Origin of the sequence: Caballeronia sp. ATUFL_F1_KS4A, assembly GCF_023630905.1 — a bacterium.
Lineage (GTDB): Bacteria > Pseudomonadota > Gammaproteobacteria > Burkholderiales > Burkholderiaceae > Caballeronia > Caballeronia zhejiangensis.
Genome location: NZ_JALQEB010000030.1, coordinates 224,223 through 240,351, shown reverse-complemented (window position 1 = coordinate 240,351; position 16,129 = coordinate 224,223). Strand labels below are relative to the sequence as shown.

Here is a 16,129-nt window from a genome sequence, read left to right as displayed (position 1 = left end):
CAGGAGGCACCGCGTTCATGCTCAGACTCAGCACGCTTTTTCTCGCCGCCGCGCTCGCCGCCGCCGCGCCGGTTCACGCTAAAGACGCCGACACCTTGCGCCTCGGCATCGATCCCGGTTATCCGCCGATGGACGTGAAGACGCCCGATGGCCACGTCGCGGGCTTCGACGTGGATCTCGGCGATGAAATCTGCCGCCGCATCGCGATGCGCTGCCAGTGGGTCGAACTCGAGTTCTCGGGGATGATTCCCGCGCTGCAGGCCCGCAAGATCGACGGGATCATGTCGTCGATGGCGATCACCGACAAGCGCATGAAGCAGATGGCTTTCTCCACCAAGCTCTTCCAGTTCCGCTCGCGGCTGATCGCGAAGCAGGGCGCGCCGCTCACGGCGAGCGCGCAGGGCTTGCGCGGCAAGCGCATCGGCGTGCAGAGCGGCAGCCAGTTCGAAACCTACGCGATGAAGAACTGGCAGCCGGGCGGCGTCGAAGTGGTCGCGTATCAGAGCATGGACGGCGTGCTCAACGATCTGACTGCGGGACGCATCGATGCCGCGCTGCTCGGTTCCGTCGAAGCGGAGCACGGCTTTCTGAAGACGCCGCGCGGCGCGGGCTTCGCGTTCGTCGGCGAGCCGCTGTCGATGGGCGATCACGGCGTCGGCATGGGTCTGCGGCAGGAGGATGCGGCGCTGAAGGCCCAGGTCGACAAGGCCGTGGGCGACATGCGCGCGGACGGCACGTATCAAAGAATCGCGCGCAAGTATTTCGATTTCGACGTCTACGGCGACTGAACATGCACACTCAACGTCATCCGCTCGTGTCGACGACGCTCGGCACGTCGCGCGAACTCGCCAGCTTTCATTTCGGCGATGCCGCGAATGGCGAAAGCGTTTATCTGCAAGCGTCGCTGCACGCCGACGAAACCCCCGCCATGCTCACCGCGTGGGCCTTGAAGCAGCGTCTCGCCGCGCTCGAAGCCGAAGGGCGCATGCGCGGCGAAATCGTGCTGGTGCCGGTGGCGAATCCCATCGGCTTGTCGCAGCATGTGCTCGGGCAATTCCTCGGGCGCTTCGAGGCGAACAGCGGCCACAACTTCAACCGCGATTTTCCGATGCCGTCCGCTGCCGCGCTGATCGAACGCGTGGGCGCGCGCTTATCGTCGGGCGATGCCGCGCACAACGCGCGTCTGCTGCGCGGCGCGCTCGTCGAGATGCTCGGCGAAACGACCGCGAAGAACGAGTTCGAATCGCTGCGGCTTGCGCTGCTCGGGCTGGCGTCGAAAGCGGATGTCGTGCTCGATCTGCATTGCTCGCTCGAAGCGACGATGCACATCTACACGAGTCCCGCGAGCTGGCCCGCGATCGAGCCGCTCGCGCGCTATCTCGGCGCGAACGGCGTGCTGCTGGCGACGGATTCGGGCGGTCAATCTTTCGACGAGGTTCATGCGCTTTTGTGGAACGAGCTGCGCGAGCGCCTCGGCGATGCAACGCCGCTCGGCGCGCCGAACATTGCGGCGACGATCGAGCATCGCGGCCAGCGCGATGTCGATTACGACACGGCGTCGCATGATGCGGAGGCCATCGTCGATTATCTGATCGCGCGCGGCGTGATCGAAGGCGAGGCGAAGGACGCGCCGCCGCTCGCGCAGGCCGCGACGCCGCTCGCGGGCAGCCAGCAACTGACGGCGCCGGCGAGCGGAATCGTCGTGTATCGCGCGAAAGTGGGCGCGCGGCTGCAAGCGGGCGATCCGGTGTTCGATATCGTCGATCCGGTCACCGACTCGGTGACGACCGTCACGACGGCCAACGACGGCGTGTTCTACATGCGACGCGCGGTCCGCTTCGTGTACGCGGGCGCGCCGATGGGACGCGTAACGGGTGAGAAGGCGATCAGGAGCGGGGTGTTGATCGGGGCGTGAGCGCGCCGAGCGCGTGTTTTCACTGCTCGCTAGAATGACTCCTCGCTTTCGAGGAGTCTCGCCATGCTGGATTTCGCACGCCACGCGCGCACGCTGACGCTCGATATCTCTTACGCCGATTCCGGTCCCGCCGACGCGCCCGTCGTGCTGCTGATCCACGGATGGCCGGATGCGGCGCGCGCGTGGAATGCCGTGGCCGCGCGGCTCAACGACGCCGGCTATCGAACCGTCGTGCCGGAGTTGCGCGGGGCGGGCGGCACGCGTTTCCTGCGCGACGACGCCGTGCGCGACGGCTCGGGCGTCGCGCTCGCGCGAGACGCCGTCGATCTCGCCGATGCGCTCGGCATCGCCACCTTCGATGTCGTCGGCCACGACTGGGGCGCGCGCGCCGCCTACACGATCGCCACGCTGTTTCCCGAGCGCGTGCGCCGCATGGCCGCGCTCGCGCTGGCGTATCAGCCGCGCGGCGTCTTCGAATTGCCCGACTTCTCGCAGGCGCGGCGCTTCTGGTACCAATGGTTCATGTCGCTCGACGGCGGCCCGGACGCCGTCGCCGCCGATCCCAAAGGCTTCGCGCGCATCCAGTGGGACACATGGTCGCCGCCCGGCTGGTTCGACGAAGCCGAATTCGCGGCGACGGCGCGCGCATTCGACAATCCCGACTGGGTGCCGATCACGCTGAACGCGTATCGCCGGCGCTGGCGGAGCGATCAGCCGTCCGATCCGGCGCTCGCCGATCTGTACGCGCGGCTTGCGACGATCGATCGCATCGGCGTACCGGCCTTGATGATTCAAGGCGGCGCGGACGCCTGCGACGAACCGGCGAGCTCGGAAGGCCAAGCGCGCTACTTCACGGCGGGCTATCGGCGCGTCGTTATCGATGGCGCCGGGCATTTTCCGCTGCGCGAGGCGCCGGATGCCGTCGCGGATGCGGTCATCGAACATCTGAAGTGATCGCAGAGCAGGCGAGCGCCTTGCGCAGTGTCACCGGACACTTCCGACACGTTTGGCGGCAAACACTGTATGCGTGTACAGTACTGATCGCTATGGCGGCCACGCACTTCCGAACACTCGTGCGACCTCGTCGAACACTTCGAGGATGCCGCCTAACTCATTGAACCGGTTGAAAAATTGGCATCGAATAACGCAATCCGCATTCGCGGCGCACGTCAGCACAACCTCAAGAATCTCGATCTCGACCTGCACACCGGCCAGATGACGGTCGTGACCGGCCCGTCCGGTTCCGGCAAGTCGAGCCTCGTGTTCGACACGCTCTACGCGGAAGGCCAGCGGCGCTACGTCGAAACCTTCAGCGCGTACGCGCGCCAGTTTCTCGACCGGATGGACCGTCCGCAGGTCGATCGCGTGGACGGCGTGCCGCCCGCGATCGCCATCGACCAGACGAATCCGGTGCGCAGTTCGCGTTCGACCGTCGGCACGATGACCGAACTGAACGATCATCTGAAGCTCTTCTACGCGCGCGCCGCCGAACTTTTCGACAAGAAGACGTCGCATCGCGTGCGTCACGACACGCCCGAGACGATCTACGCCGAACTGCTCGAACGCACGCGGGCCGATGATCCGCGTCTCGCGATCACGTTTCCGGTCGAATTGCCCGACACCGCGAGCGACGAGGAGGTCGAGCAGTGGCTCTCCGCGAGCGGCTATACGCGCGTGCAGGCGAAACGCCACGTCGAAACCGCAAGCGGCAAACGGCAGATGCTCGATGTCGTCGCGGATCGTTTTCGCTTGCAGAACATCGAGCGTTCGCGTGCGCTGGAGGCGATCGAAAGCGCGTTGCTGCGCGGCACGGGCCGCGTCGACGTCTATGTGCTGAAAGACGAAGGCGAGCCGGAGATCTGGCGTTTTTCCACCGGCCTGCACAGCCCGGAAAGCGATCTGCGCTACGCCGATCCGCAGCCGGCGCTGTTCTCGTTCAACTCCGCGTATGGCGCTTGCGAGACGTGCCGCGGCTTCGGACGCGTGATCGGCGTCGATTACGGTCTCGTCATCCCCGATGAAAAGAAGACGCTGCGCGAAGGCGCGATCAAGACATTGCAGACGCCCGCGTGGAAAGAGAACCAGGACGATCTCGTGCGCTACGGCGCGAAGGCGGGCATTCGCCTCGGCGTGCCATGGAAGGATCTCACGCAGCAGGAGCGCGACTGGGTCATCAAGGGCTCGCCGGACTGGACGGGCAAGTGGCAGAACCAGTGGTACGGCGTGCAGCGTTTCTTCGATTATCTGGAGTCGAAGGCGTACAAGATGCACATCCGCGTGCTGCTGTCGAAATATCGCAGCTATACGACGTGTCCGGTGTGCGCCGGCGCGCGCCTGAAAACCGAATCGCTGCTGTGGCGTCTCGGCACGAAGGAACAGGCCGACGCAGTGCTTGCGCCGCACGATCGCTTCATGCCGGAAGGCGTCGACTGGACGCGCGCGCAACTCGAAGCGCTGCCGGGCCTCACGGTGCACGATCTGATGCTGATGCCGATCGAGCGCATCCGCCGCTTCTTCGATTCGCTGACGCTGCCATCGACCTTGCTCGACGAAGCGCTCAAGCTCTTGCACGCCGAGGTCCGCACGCGCCTGAAATATCTCTGCGATGTCGGTCTCGGTTATCTGACGCTCGATCGCCAGTCGCGCACGCTGTCCGGCGGCGAAGTGCAGCGCATCAATCTGACGACCGCGCTCGGCACGTCGCTCGTGAACACGCTGTTCGTGCTCGATGAACCGAGCATCGGTTTGCATCCGCGCGATCTGAACCGCATCGTCGAAGCGATGCATCGTCTGCGCGACGCGGGCAATACGCTCGTCGTCGTCGAGCACGATCCGTCGGTGATGCTCGCGGCCGATCGTCTCATCGACATGGGACCGGGTCCGGGCGAGCGCGGCGGGCAGATCGTCTATGACGGCGCACCCGACGACATTCAAGTCACCGACACACTCACCGGCGCGTATCTCGGCGGCCGCAAGCATGTCGCGCATGCGTCGAACTGGAATCGCCGCGTCGTCGATGCGAACACGCCGCGCCTCACGCTCGAAGGCGCGAGCGATCACAACCTGCGCGACGTCACGGTCGACATTCCGCTGCAACGTCTCGTGTGCGTGACGGGCGTATCGGGCTCGGGCAAATCGACGCTGATCCAGGACGTGCTCGCGCCCGCGCTGATGCGTCACTTCGGCAAGGCGACGGAAGCGCCCGGCGCGTATCGCGACCTGAAGGGCGCGGAGCATTTGAGCGACGTCGTGTTCGTCGATCAGTCGCCGATCGGCCGCACGGCGCGCTCGAATCCGGCGAGCTATGTCGGCGCGTTCGACGAAATTCGCAAGCTCTATGCGAAGGCGCCGCTCGCGTTGCAGCGCGGCTATAGCGCGAGCATGTTCAGCTTCAACTCGGGCGATGGACGCTGCCCGACGTGCGGCGGCTCGGGCTTCGAGCACGTCGAGATGCAGTTCCTGAGCGATGTCTACTTGCGTTGCCCCGATTGCGACGGACGCCGTTATCGCGCGGAAATCCTCGAAGTGAAGATCGAGCGCGGCGATCGTCAGTTGAGCGTCGCCGATGTGCTCGAACTGACGGTGAGCGAAGCCGTCGCGCTGTTCGCCGGCGACAAGGAAGTGCTGCGCGTGCTGCAGCCGATCGTCGATGTCGGTCTCGAATACGTGAAGCTCGGCCAGCCCGTGCCGACGCTTTCGGGCGGCGAGGCGCAGCGTCTGAAGCTCGCGGGCTTTCTCGCCGAAACGTCGCAGACCAGCAAGAGCGAAAGCCGTCTCTTCATGTTCGACGAGCCGACGACGGGCCTGCATTTCGACGACATCGCGAAGTTGATGCAGGCACTGCGGCGCCTGCTCGAACGCGGTCATTCGCTGATCGTCATCGAACACAATCTCGATGTGATTCGCGCGGCCGACTGGATCATCGATCTCGGTCCGGAAGGCGGCGATGGCGGCGGGCAGCTCGTATGCGTCGGCACGCCGGACGATGTTTCGGCATGCGAACAATCGCATACGGGCCGCGCGCTGGTCGAATACGAAGAAGCGATGGCGCCCGGCGCGGCTCAAAAGCGCGCGGGCGTGCCGCTGCAACTCGCGGCGGAAGTCGCGAGCGCGCGGCGTGCGTTGCAGGGCGAGAACGTGGTGCGGATCGTCAACGCGCGCGAGCACAATCTGAAGTCGCTCGATGTCGATATTCCGCATAACAAGTTCAACGTCGTGACGGGCGTGTCCGGTTCGGGCAAGTCGACACTCGCGTTCGATATCCTTTTCCACGAAGGTCAGCGCCGTTACCTCGAATCGCTGAACGCGTATGCGCGCTCCATTGTGCAGCCGGCGGGCCGTCCGGAAGTCGATGCCGTCTATGGCATTCCGCCGACCGTCGCGATCGAACAGCGCCTGTCGCGCGGCGGACGCAAATCGACGGTCGCGACGACATCCGAAGTCTGGCACTTCCTGCGCTTGCTGTACGTGAAGCTCGGCATTCAGCATTGCATTCACGATGGCACGCCGGTCCAGTCGCAAAGTTCCGAATCGATCGCCGCGCAGATCATGCGCGATTTCAAGGGGCAGCATGTCGGACTGCTCGCGCCGCTCGTCGTCAATCGCAAGGGCGTCTATACCGATCTCGCGAAATGGGCGAAGGCGCGCGGCAATACGCATCTGCGTGTGGATGGCGAATTTCTGCCCGTGAGTCCGTGGCCGAAGCTCGATCGTTTCCGTGAACATACGATCGAATTGCCGGTTGCGGATCTCGTCGTGTCGGCGGACAACGAAGCGGAACTGCGGCGTTTGCTCGACGACACGCTCGAAATCGGCAAGGGCGTCATGCATCTTTGCGCGCCGCTCGATGAACTGCATGGGTCGTGGCACGACGGCGCGCGTCGCGGCAAGGAAGAAACGCGCGTGTTCTCGACGAAGCGCGCGTGCCCCGTTTGCGGCACGAGTTATCCGGAGCTCGATCCGCGCATGTTCTCGTACAACAGCAAACACGGCTGGTGCAACACATGCGTCGGGACGGGCGTGAAGCTCACGCGCGAACAGCGCGCCGCGTTCGACGACACGCTCTTCGCGCAAGACGATCGCGGACGCGAGCAGAGCATCGGCTCGGTCGATCAGGAACCGGACGATATCGTGGATCAGCCCTGCCCGGAATGCGAAGGCACGCGTCTGAACGATGTTGCGCGCGCCGTCACGTTCGGCAATTATCCGATCACGGAAGTCGGACGTTGGACCGTCAGCGATACGCGCGAGTGGATTGCATCGCTCAAGCTCAAGGGCCGCGATGCGGATATCGCGCGTGACGTGGTCAGTGAAATCGAAGGGCGCTTGCAATTCCTCGAAGAAGTCGGGCTCGGCTATTTGAGCCTCGATCGCGCCGCACCGACGCTTTCCGGCGGCGAAGCGCAGCGCATCCGTCTCGCGGCGCAACTCGGCAGTAATCTGCAAGGCGTGTGTTACGTGCTCGATGAACCGACCATCGGTTTGCATCCGCGCGACAACCTGATCCTGCTCTCCGCGCTCAAGAAGCTGAACGACAAGGGCAATACGCTCGTCGTCGTCGAGCATGACGAAGACACGATTCGCCGCGCGGATCACATCATCGATATCGGGCCGGGCGCGGGCAAGCGCGGCGGTACGGTCGTCGCGCAGGGCAACGTGACGGATCTCGCGGCGCACAAGGCGTCGCTCACGGGCCAGTTCCTCGCGAATCCGATCGTGCATCCGTTGCAGCCGCGCCGCGAAGTGCGCGCGGCGACCGCGAAGCGCGCCGCCGTGCCGGAGCAATGGCTGACGGTCGAAGGCGCGACGCTGCACAACTTGCGCAACGTGACGGCGACGATGCCGCTGAATCGGCTCGTCGCGATTACGGGCGTGTCGGGTTCGGGCAAATCGACGCTCGCGCGCGACGTGCTGATGACGAACCTGCTCGATGCCGTCGGCCGTTCGGTGTTGTCGTCGCCTGCGGTGCGGCGCGCGCGCAAGGCCGCGCAAGCGGACAAGCCCGCTGCCGGGTCGCGCGCCAGCGTGCTCGCGCGCGAAGCGCCGCGTCCGACGTTCGATGTCGCGCATGCGTGGCAGGGTTGCGCGGGCGTCACCGGTTTCGAGGCTATCGATCGCGTGCTCGAAGTCGATCAGACGCCGATCGGCAAGACGCCGCGTTCGTGCCCGGCCACCTACATCGGCATGTGGGACACGATCCGCAAGCTCTTCGCCGATACGCTCGAGGCCCGCGCGCGCGGCTACACGCCGTCGCGTTTCTCGTTCAACACGGGCGATGGCCGTTGCCCGGCATGCGAAGGCCAGGGCGTGCGGACCATCGCGATGAGCTTCCTGCCCGATGTCAAAGTGCCGTGCGACGTGTGCCACGGCCAGCGCTTCAATCCGGAAACGCTCGCGGTGACATGGCGCGGCAAGAACATCGGCGAAGTGCTGACGATGGAGATCGACGAAGCCGTCGAGTTCTTCGCGTCGATGCAGAGCATCGCGCATCCGCTGCAATTGCTGCGCGATGTCGGCCTCGGCTATCTGACGCTCGGCCAGCCGTCGCCGACGCTGTCGGGCGGCGAGGCGCAGCGCATCAAGCTCGTCACCGAACTGTCGAAAGTGCGCGACGACGTCACGCGGCGCGGCCAGAAGCCGCCGCACACGCTTTATGTGCTCGATGAGCCGACCGTCGGCCTGCATATGGCGGACGTCGCGAAGCTGATACGCGTGCTGCATCGTCTGGTGGATGGCGGGCATAGCGTGATCGTCATCGAACACGATCTCGATGTGATCGCCGAAGCCGACTGGGTGCTCGATCTCGGCCCGGAAGGCGGCGTGAATGGCGGCACGATCGTCGCGGCGGCGGACCCGGACACGCTCGCGACGCATCCGCGCAGTCATACCGGCGCTGCGCTGCGGCCGGTTTTGGCGCGGACACGGGAGACCGAAGATGCTGCGTGATCTCGATACGCTGATCGCGTCGATGGAGCCCGAACTGCAGCCGGGCGCGTACGTGTTCGCGTCGCTGCCGCACGATGCGGTGGCGAGCGGCGCGGGCATCGTCGCGACGTTCCGCGAGCGCGAGGGATTGACGGTCGTGATGGAAGAAAGCGCGGCGCAGGCGGCCGGCGTCGCGCCGCTCTTTCGCGCGGCCTGGATCACGCTGACCGTTCATTCGGATCTGAACGCGGTCGGCTTGACGGCGGCGTTCGCGCGTGCGCTCGGCGAGGCGAACATCAGTTGCAATGTGATTGCGGCGGCGTATCACGATCACATCTTCGTTCCGGTCGAAGAGGGCGAACGCGCCGTCGAAGTCCTTCGGGATTTGCAACGCGCTGCTGGTAAGCTTTCGGCCTCATCAAAACCATGAAACCGACATAGATGGAAACGCAGGACAAAGCCGTCGCGCTGAGAAGGATGAAATGGTTCGCCGCCGGGCTGCTCGTCGCGGCCGGCGCCTTGTTCGCGCTCGCGAAAAGCCAGCACGATGCGGGCGCGTGGGCGTGGGTGTCGTCGTTCGCGGAAGCCGCGATGGTCGGCGCGCTCGCCGACTGGTTCGCGGTGGTCGCGCTGTTTCGGCATCCGCTTGGCGTGCCGATTCCGCACACCGCGATCCTGCCCGCGAACAAGGCGCGCGTCGCGGACAACCTGGCCGTGTTCGTTCGCGACCGTTTTCTCGGCACCGATGCGCTCGTCGCGCGCGTGAATGCGTTCGATCCGGCGAGCCGTCTGTCGATGTGGCTGGCCGAGCCTGCCAATGCCGAGTTGCTCGGCAAGAAGGCCGTGGGCGCGGTCGGGCAACTGCTGTCTTTCGTCGATGACGAGCGCGTGAAGTCGATGCTCTACGAGACGCTGCGCCGTCGCGCGGAGTCGTTCGATCTGGCGAGCGCGACGGGAAGCGTGCTGTCGACGCTGATATCGGACCGGCGTCATCAGTTGCTGCTCGATGAGGGCCTGAAGCAACTGGCCGGGTGGCTCGACAAGCCCGAAGTGCAGGAGATGCTCGCGACGCGCATCGTCGCGGTGGCGGGCGAGGAGTATCCGAAGCTCGTCGGTATGCTGGGATTCGTCGGACTGAATGCTGAAGACCTTGGCAACAAGTTTGCGGCCGGTCTCGTGCGCGGCGCGAATCAATGGCTGCACGATGTAAGCAGCGATCCCGAGCACGAACGTCGCAAGGCTTTCGATGCGGCTGTGGAGCGGTTTGTCGAGCGGTTGAAGACGGATCCGGCGTTCAAGGCGCGCATCGACGAGCACAAGCGTGAGTGGCTGGAGCGGCCCGAGTTGCGGACATACGTGAACGGGCTGTGGGACGAGTTCATCGCGTGGCTCGATGCGGATATCAAGCGGCCGGATTCGGCGCTGCATGCGAAGGTCGTCGCGATGGCGGGCGGTTTTGCCGAGGCGCTCGGCAGCGATCCGGCATTACGCGAGTCGATTAACGAGCATATGCGCGATGCTTTGAAGGCGCTTGCGCCGGAGTTGCGCGATGGGATCGCGAAGCATATTGCCGCCACCGTCAAGCAGTGGGACGATGCGACGCTCGTCAGGGATGTTGAGCTTAATATTGGGCGGGATTTGCAGTTCATTCGCGTGAATGGGACGCTTGTGGGAGGCGCCGTCGGGATTTTGATTCACGCTGTGAGTGTGGTTCTTGGTTGATTTTGTTTCTTCGCTGGATCCCGTGATTGTGTCGGGTCGGGGTTTCGCCGGATCCCGTATTCGCGTCGGTCTATTAGCGTTGCCCCTGTGCGGGGCGGCACTTACTTTCTTTGCTGCTGCAAAGAAAGTAAGCAAAGAAAGCAGCTTCCGATACGCCCGCGGTCACACGCAATTTGGGTAGTCCTCTCGTCCATCGTGGGCTGCCTAAAGAGTGCCCTCATAGGCCCCATCGGGCTTGGCTCGCGCACGGTCTGAACCATCGCACCACACACCAAACTGGTTCAGCACCAAATAGCTCCAGCCCGCTCCGCGGCCGACCGGTCCATCGGGGATGCATGTGCTTCTCTACTAACGTCTCCATCTCACTGCAATCGCCGCCCTTTGGTTTCCCTCGCATACCGGGCGGCAGCGCGTAGCGCTGTGCCGGATGTATGATTGCTGGACCCGCGCGTTGTAACTACTAGCTAGTCAGACCGTGCGCGAGCCAAGCCCGGTGATTGTGATGAGGGCACTCTTTAGGCAGCCCACGATGGACGAGAGGACTACCCAAATTGCGTGTGACCGCGGGCGTATCGGAAGCTGCTTTCTTTGGTTACTTTCTTTGCAGCAGCAAAGAAAGTGAGTGCCGCCCCGCACAGGGGCAGTGCTAATAGACCGACGCGAAAGCGGGATCCGGCGAAACCCCGAGCCGCCACGAAAGCGGGATCCGGCGAAACCCCGAGCCGCCACGAACACGCAATCCAGCAAAAAAACAAAAACCATGACACGCATCGAACGCACCGATGAATCGCCGATCGACGCTGCGCGTCTGGAAGACGAATGGCTCGAACCCGATGCTTACGGCGGTTTCGCCTCCGGCACGGTCGGCACGATGCGCACACGTCGCTACCAAGCGCTGCTGCTGACGGCGACTCAACCGCCCGCCGGCCGTGTCGTGCTCATCAACGGCATGGAAGCATGGCTCGAAACGGGCAACGCGCGTATCCCTCTGACGATGCAGCGCTACGCCCCCGACATCCTCTATCCCGACACGACCGCAAGCCTCCTTTCATTCGATACAGATCCGTGGCCCACATGGCGCTACCGCATCGGTCACGACGACGCAACAATCATCGTCGCAGAAGCGTTCGTTGCAAAGGAAGCCCGCCAAACCGTCCTGCGCTGGCGTCTCGAGGGCGCATCGAAAGCGGCCAAGTTGGAAGTCCGCCCGCTGCTCTCAGGCCGCGACTACCACGCGCTGCACCACGAAAACGCGGCATTTTCCTTCGATGCCACACTGGAAGGCGAGCGCGTGCAATGGCAGCCGTATGGCGATTTGCCGACGATTTGCGTCACGTCGAACGGCGCTTACGATCACGCCCCCGACTGGTATCGCAACTTCTGCTACGTGCGCGAACGCGAGCGCGGACTCGATTTCACCGAAGACCTCGCGACGCCCGGCATCTTCAGCTTCGATCTCGCGCGCGGCGAAGCCGTGATGATCCTCCACGCGCACGCGGGCCACGACAAGCCGTTCGAAGACAGCGCGCTCGCGCACGCATCGCATCTCGCCTCGCGGGAAAAAGAACGGCGCGCGGCGTTCGGCTCGCGGCTCGCACGCAGCGCCGATGCGTACGTCGTCACGCGCAATGTCGGCAAAACGATCATCGCGGGCTTTCCGTGGTTCACCGACTGGGGCCGCGACACCTTCATCTCGATGCGCGGCCTCCTGCTCGTGTCCGGCCGGCATCAGGAAGCGGAATCGATCCTGCTCGAATGGGCCGATACGATTTCCGAAGGCATGGTGCCGAACCGCTTTCCGGACAGCGGCGGCCTGCCCGAATACAACTCCGTCGATGCCTCGCTGTGGTTCGTCGTCGCCGCGCACGATTATCTGGCGACGGGGCACGCGCACGCGGCGACGACGAGCCGCCTGCAAAGCGCCGTCGATGCGATTCTCGACGGCTATTCGCGCGGCACGCGCTTTCGCATCGCCGCCGATGTGGACGGTCTGCTGCGCGCGGGCGTGCCCGGCGTCCAGCTCACATGGATGGACGCGAAGGCAGGCGACTGGGTCGTGACGCCGCGTATCGGCAAGCCGGTAGAGGTGCAGGCGCTGTGGATCAACGCGCTCACGATCGCGAGCGCGTGGAATCCGCGCTGGCAGGCGTTGCGCGATCAGGCGCAGTTGTCGTTCGCCGCGCGTTTCGTCGATCCGGACACGCATACGCTCTTCGATGTCGTCGACGTCGATCACGAACCCGGTCGCGTCGATCGATCGATTCGCCCGAATCAGATCTTCGCGGTCGGCGGCTTGCCGTTTCCGCTCGTCGATGGCGATATCGCGCGCGCGGTCGTCGATCAGGTCGAAACGCAACTTCTCACGCCGCCCGGTTTGCGCACGCTCGCGCCGTCCGATCCGGCCTACAGGGCGAACTACGCGGGCGGCGTGCTGGATCGCGATGGCGCGTATCACCAGGGCACCGTCTGGCCGTGGCTGATCGGCCCGTTCGTCGAGGCGTGGGTGCGCGTGCACGGCGCGGCGGGCGCGCGCGAGCGTTTTCTGACGCCGCTCTACGCGCATCTCGATCGCTACGGTCTCGATCACGTCAGCGAAGTCGCCGATGCCGATGCGCCGCACACGCCCGGCGGGACGCCGTTCCAGGCGTGGTCGCTCGCGGAGCTCCTGCGCATCGAAAAGCTGCTCGGCGCAACCTAGCGCGGCGCGCGCGGGCCGGCGTCAAAACGCGCTAAATTACGAGACTTGCCCGTCGTTCAGCACGCCGCCATCGAGGAGTCGCCCATGTCGAAATCGCGCCCCGTCAACCAGCTCGAAACCGTCGAGGGCCTGAGGCTCCATTCGAAGGACTGCCCACGCTGGCAGCGCTGGGGACCGTATCTGAGCGAACGCCAATGGGGCACCGTGCGCGAGGACTACAGCGAATTCGGCACCGCGTGGGAATACTTTCCGCACGATCATGCGCGCAGCCGCGCGTATCGCTGGGGCGAGGACGGTATCGCCGGTTTCGGCGACGACAAACTCAACTGGTGCATCTCGCTCGCGCTCTGGAACGGCTGCGATCCGATCATCAAGGAGCGGCTCTTCGGTCTGACGAACCAGGAAGGCAATCACGGCGAGGACGTGAAGGAACTGTACTTCTACATCGACGGCACGCCGACGCATTCCTACATGCGCATGCTCTACAAGTATCCGCATGCGGCGTATCCGTATGCCGATCTCGTCGATGAAAACGCGCGGCGCGGCGCCGACATGCCCGAATACGAAGTGCTCGACACGGGCGTGTTCGACGACGCGCGTTACTTCGACGTGCAGGTCGAATACGCGAAGCACACGCCGGACGACATCGTGATGCGCGTGACGATCGAGAATCGAAGCGACGTGCGGGCCGCGCTCGACGTGCTGCCGCAAATCTGGGCGCGCAATACCTGGTCGTGGAAGCCGACGCCGATCAAGCCCTCGCTGAAGGTGGAAACGGTGCAGGGCGAAGGCACCTACGTGCTCGCCGAACAGGGCGCGCACGAACCGATGGTCGTCACCGCGTGGTCGCCGGACGCGAGCGCGATGGAATGGCTCTTCTGCGAGAACGAGACCAACGTCAGGCGTCTCTTCCACATGGAAGGCACGGGACCGTTCAAGGACGGCTTCAACGATTACATCCTGCAAGGCGACGAAGACGCGATTCGCCGCGACAAGGGCACGCGCGCGGCCGCGCACGCGCATCTCGAACTGGAGCCGCTCGGCAAGGCGGTCGTGTATCTGCGCTGGCGGCCCGAGTCCGCGCCGGACGCCGTGCCGCTCGACGTCGATGGTCTCTTCGCGCGACGCATCGCGGAAGCCGACGAGTTTTACGGCGCGCTGCAGCACGATATCGCCGATGCCGATCAGCGGCTCGTGCAACGCCAGGCACTCGCCGGCATGCTGTGGTCGAAGCAGTACTATCAGTTCGATGTGACGCGCTGGCTCGACGGCGATCCGCTTCAGCCGAAGCCGCCGAAGCAGCGGCGCATCGGACGCGATTCGGACTGGCGGCATCTGTGCAACGCGGACATCGTGTCGATGCCGGACAAGTGGGAATATCCGTGGTACGCGTCGTGGGATCTCGCGTTTCATGCGGCGGCGTTCGCGCTCATCGATCCGGAGTTCGCGAAACGTCAGTTGCTATTGCTCGTGAAGGACCGCTATCAGCATCCGAACGGTCAATTGCCCGCGTACGAATGGGCTTTCGGCGATGCCAATCCGCCCGTGCACGCGTGGGCGACGTGGCGCGTCTACGAGATCGACCGCGCGATCACCGGCAAGGGCGATCGCGATTTTCTGGAACTCGTGTTCCACAAGCTGCTGCTCAACTTCTCATGGTGGGTGAATCGCAAGGATGCCGACGGCAAGAACATTTTCCAGGGCGGCTTTCTCGGCCTGGACAACGTGGGCATCTTCGATCGCTCGTCGCCGCTGCCGACGGGCGGCCACATCGATCAGGCCGACGGCACCGCATGGATGGCCGCGTACGCGCTCGATCTGATGCGTATCGCGCTCGAGCTCGCATACGCGAACAAGGTGTTCGTCGATATCGCCGTGAAGTTCTTCGAGCACTTCCTGTATATCGCGGAAGCGGTGAGCTGCGAGGACGATTGCGACACCGGTCTCTGGGACAGCGAGGACGAGTTCTTCTACGACAAGCTGCGCCTGCCCGACGGAACCAATGTGCCGATGCGCGTGCGGTCCATCGTCGGGCTGATTCCGCTTTTCGCCGTGCATGTGCTGGAGCCGAAGGTGTATCGCTCGCTGCCGGAATTGCGCGAACGGCTGCACTGGTTTCTCGAACATCGAACGGATCTTTCGAGGCTCGTGTCGCGCTGGAACGTGGCGGGTCAGGGCAACAGCGTGCTGCTGTCGCTGTTGCGCGGGCATCGCATGAAGGCGCTGCTCAGGCGCATGCTCGACGAAACCGAATTCCTTTCCGATCACGGCGTGCGCGCGCTGTCACGCGTGCATCTCGATAACCCGTTCGTCTTCTATCACAACAGCGAAAGCTTCGGCATCCAGTATCTTCCGGCGGAATCCGACTCGCGCGTGTTCGGCGGCAATTCGAACTGGCGCGGTCCGGTGTGGATGCCGGTCAACTATCTGCTGATCGAATCGATCCACGAGTTTCATCGCTATTACGGCGATGATTTTCGCGTCGAATATCCGACGGGCTCGGGACAGAAGTTTTCGCTCGCGCAAATCGCCGACGAACTCGCGCGCCGCGTGACCACGCTCTTTCTGCTCGACAAGAACGGCGAGCGTCCGGTGATGGCTGCCTATCCGCTGCTACAGGCCGATCCGCGTTCGCGTGATCTCGTGCTCTTTCACGAGTATTTTCATGGCGACAACGGGCGCGGCGTGGGCGCGTCGCATCAGACGGGCTGGAGCGGGCTCGTCGCGCTGTTGCTGCATCCGCATGCGACGGGGCCGTCCGGCGTCGTGCCGCTCGCCGGCGAAGCCGATGCCGATGTTCAGGAGTTCGCAGGAGCGAAATGAGGCGTGAATCGCGGTGGCATCGCGTTTTGCGGGGTTCGGCGAAAGTC

At 64.4% G+C, this 16,129-nt stretch carries 8 protein-coding genes; all 8 read left to right on the top strand.

The window, feature by feature from the left end; all coding sequences use genetic code 11:
• Positions 1-17 precede the first annotated feature (17 nt).
• Positions 18-788, top strand: coding sequence for a transporter substrate-binding domain-containing protein (locus NCS03_RS18745; RefSeq protein ID WP_250529562.1), 771 nt, complete (start codon positions 18-20; stop codon positions 786-788).
• A 2-nt stretch (positions 789-790) separates the two neighbouring features.
• Positions 791-1,915 (top strand): succinylglutamate desuccinylase/aspartoacylase family protein, encoded by a 1,125-nt coding sequence (locus NCS03_RS18740; protein WP_250529561.1) that lies wholly within the window; start codon positions 791-793, stop codon positions 1,913-1,915.
• Between the two features lie 63 nt (positions 1,916-1,978).
• The gene (locus NCS03_RS18735; RefSeq protein WP_008352942.1) at positions 1,979-2,869 is read left to right on the top strand and encodes an alpha/beta fold hydrolase; all 891 of its coding nucleotides are present in this window, start codon (positions 1,979-1,981) and stop codon (positions 2,867-2,869) included.
• A gap of 177 nt (positions 2,870-3,046) precedes the next feature.
• Positions 3,047-8,860, top strand: coding sequence for an excinuclease ABC subunit UvrA (gene uvrA, locus NCS03_RS18730; protein ID WP_250436019.1), 5,814 nt, complete (start codon positions 3,047-3,049; stop codon positions 8,858-8,860).
• Positions 8,850-9,269, top strand: a complete 420-nt coding sequence (locus tag NCS03_RS18725; protein ID WP_250458001.1) for an ACT domain-containing protein — start codon at positions 8,850-8,852, stop codon at positions 9,267-9,269. The genes uvrA and NCS03_RS18725 overlap by 11 nt, the downstream gene beginning before the upstream one ends.
• 11 nt (positions 9,270-9,280) lie before the next feature.
• Complete coding sequence (locus NCS03_RS18720; RefSeq protein WP_250436015.1) at positions 9,281-10,561, top strand: DUF445 domain-containing protein; 1,281 nt, start codon at positions 9,281-9,283, stop codon at positions 10,559-10,561.
• A gap of 760 nt (positions 10,562-11,321) precedes the next feature.
• The gene (locus NCS03_RS18715) at positions 11,322-13,259 is read left to right on the top strand and encodes an amylo-alpha-1,6-glucosidase (protein WP_250529560.1); all 1,938 of its coding nucleotides are present in this window, start codon (positions 11,322-11,324) and stop codon (positions 13,257-13,259) included.
• An 84-nt stretch (positions 13,260-13,343) separates the two neighbouring features.
• Positions 13,344-16,082 carry an MGH1-like glycoside hydrolase domain-containing protein gene (locus tag NCS03_RS18710; RefSeq protein ID WP_250529559.1) on the top strand — a complete coding sequence of 913 codons (2,739 nt, stop codon included), beginning with the start codon at positions 13,344-13,346 and terminating at the stop codon, positions 16,080-16,082.
• Positions 16,083-16,129: the final 47 nt, after the last annotated feature.

Coding starts and splice junctions, on each gene's coding strand:
- NCS03_RS18745 (WP_250529562.1), top strand. CDS start 18: ATGCTCAGACTCAGCACGCTTTTTCTCGCCGCCGCGCTCGCCGCCGCC.
- NCS03_RS18740 (WP_250529561.1), top strand. CDS start 791: ATGCACACTCAACGTCATCCGCTCGTGTCGACGACGCTCGGCACGTCG.
- NCS03_RS18735 (WP_008352942.1), top strand. CDS start 1,979: ATGCTGGATTTCGCACGCCACGCGCGCACGCTGACGCTCGATATCTCT.
- NCS03_RS18725 (WP_250458001.1), top strand. CDS start 8,850: ATGCTGCGTGATCTCGATACGCTGATCGCGTCGATGGAGCCCGAACTG.
- NCS03_RS18720 (WP_250436015.1), top strand. CDS start 9,281: ATGGAAACGCAGGACAAAGCCGTCGCGCTGAGAAGGATGAAATGGTTC.
- NCS03_RS18715 (WP_250529560.1), top strand. CDS start 11,322: ATGACACGCATCGAACGCACCGATGAATCGCCGATCGACGCTGCGCGT.
- NCS03_RS18710 (WP_250529559.1), top strand. CDS start 13,344: ATGTCGAAATCGCGCCCCGTCAACCAGCTCGAAACCGTCGAGGGCCTG.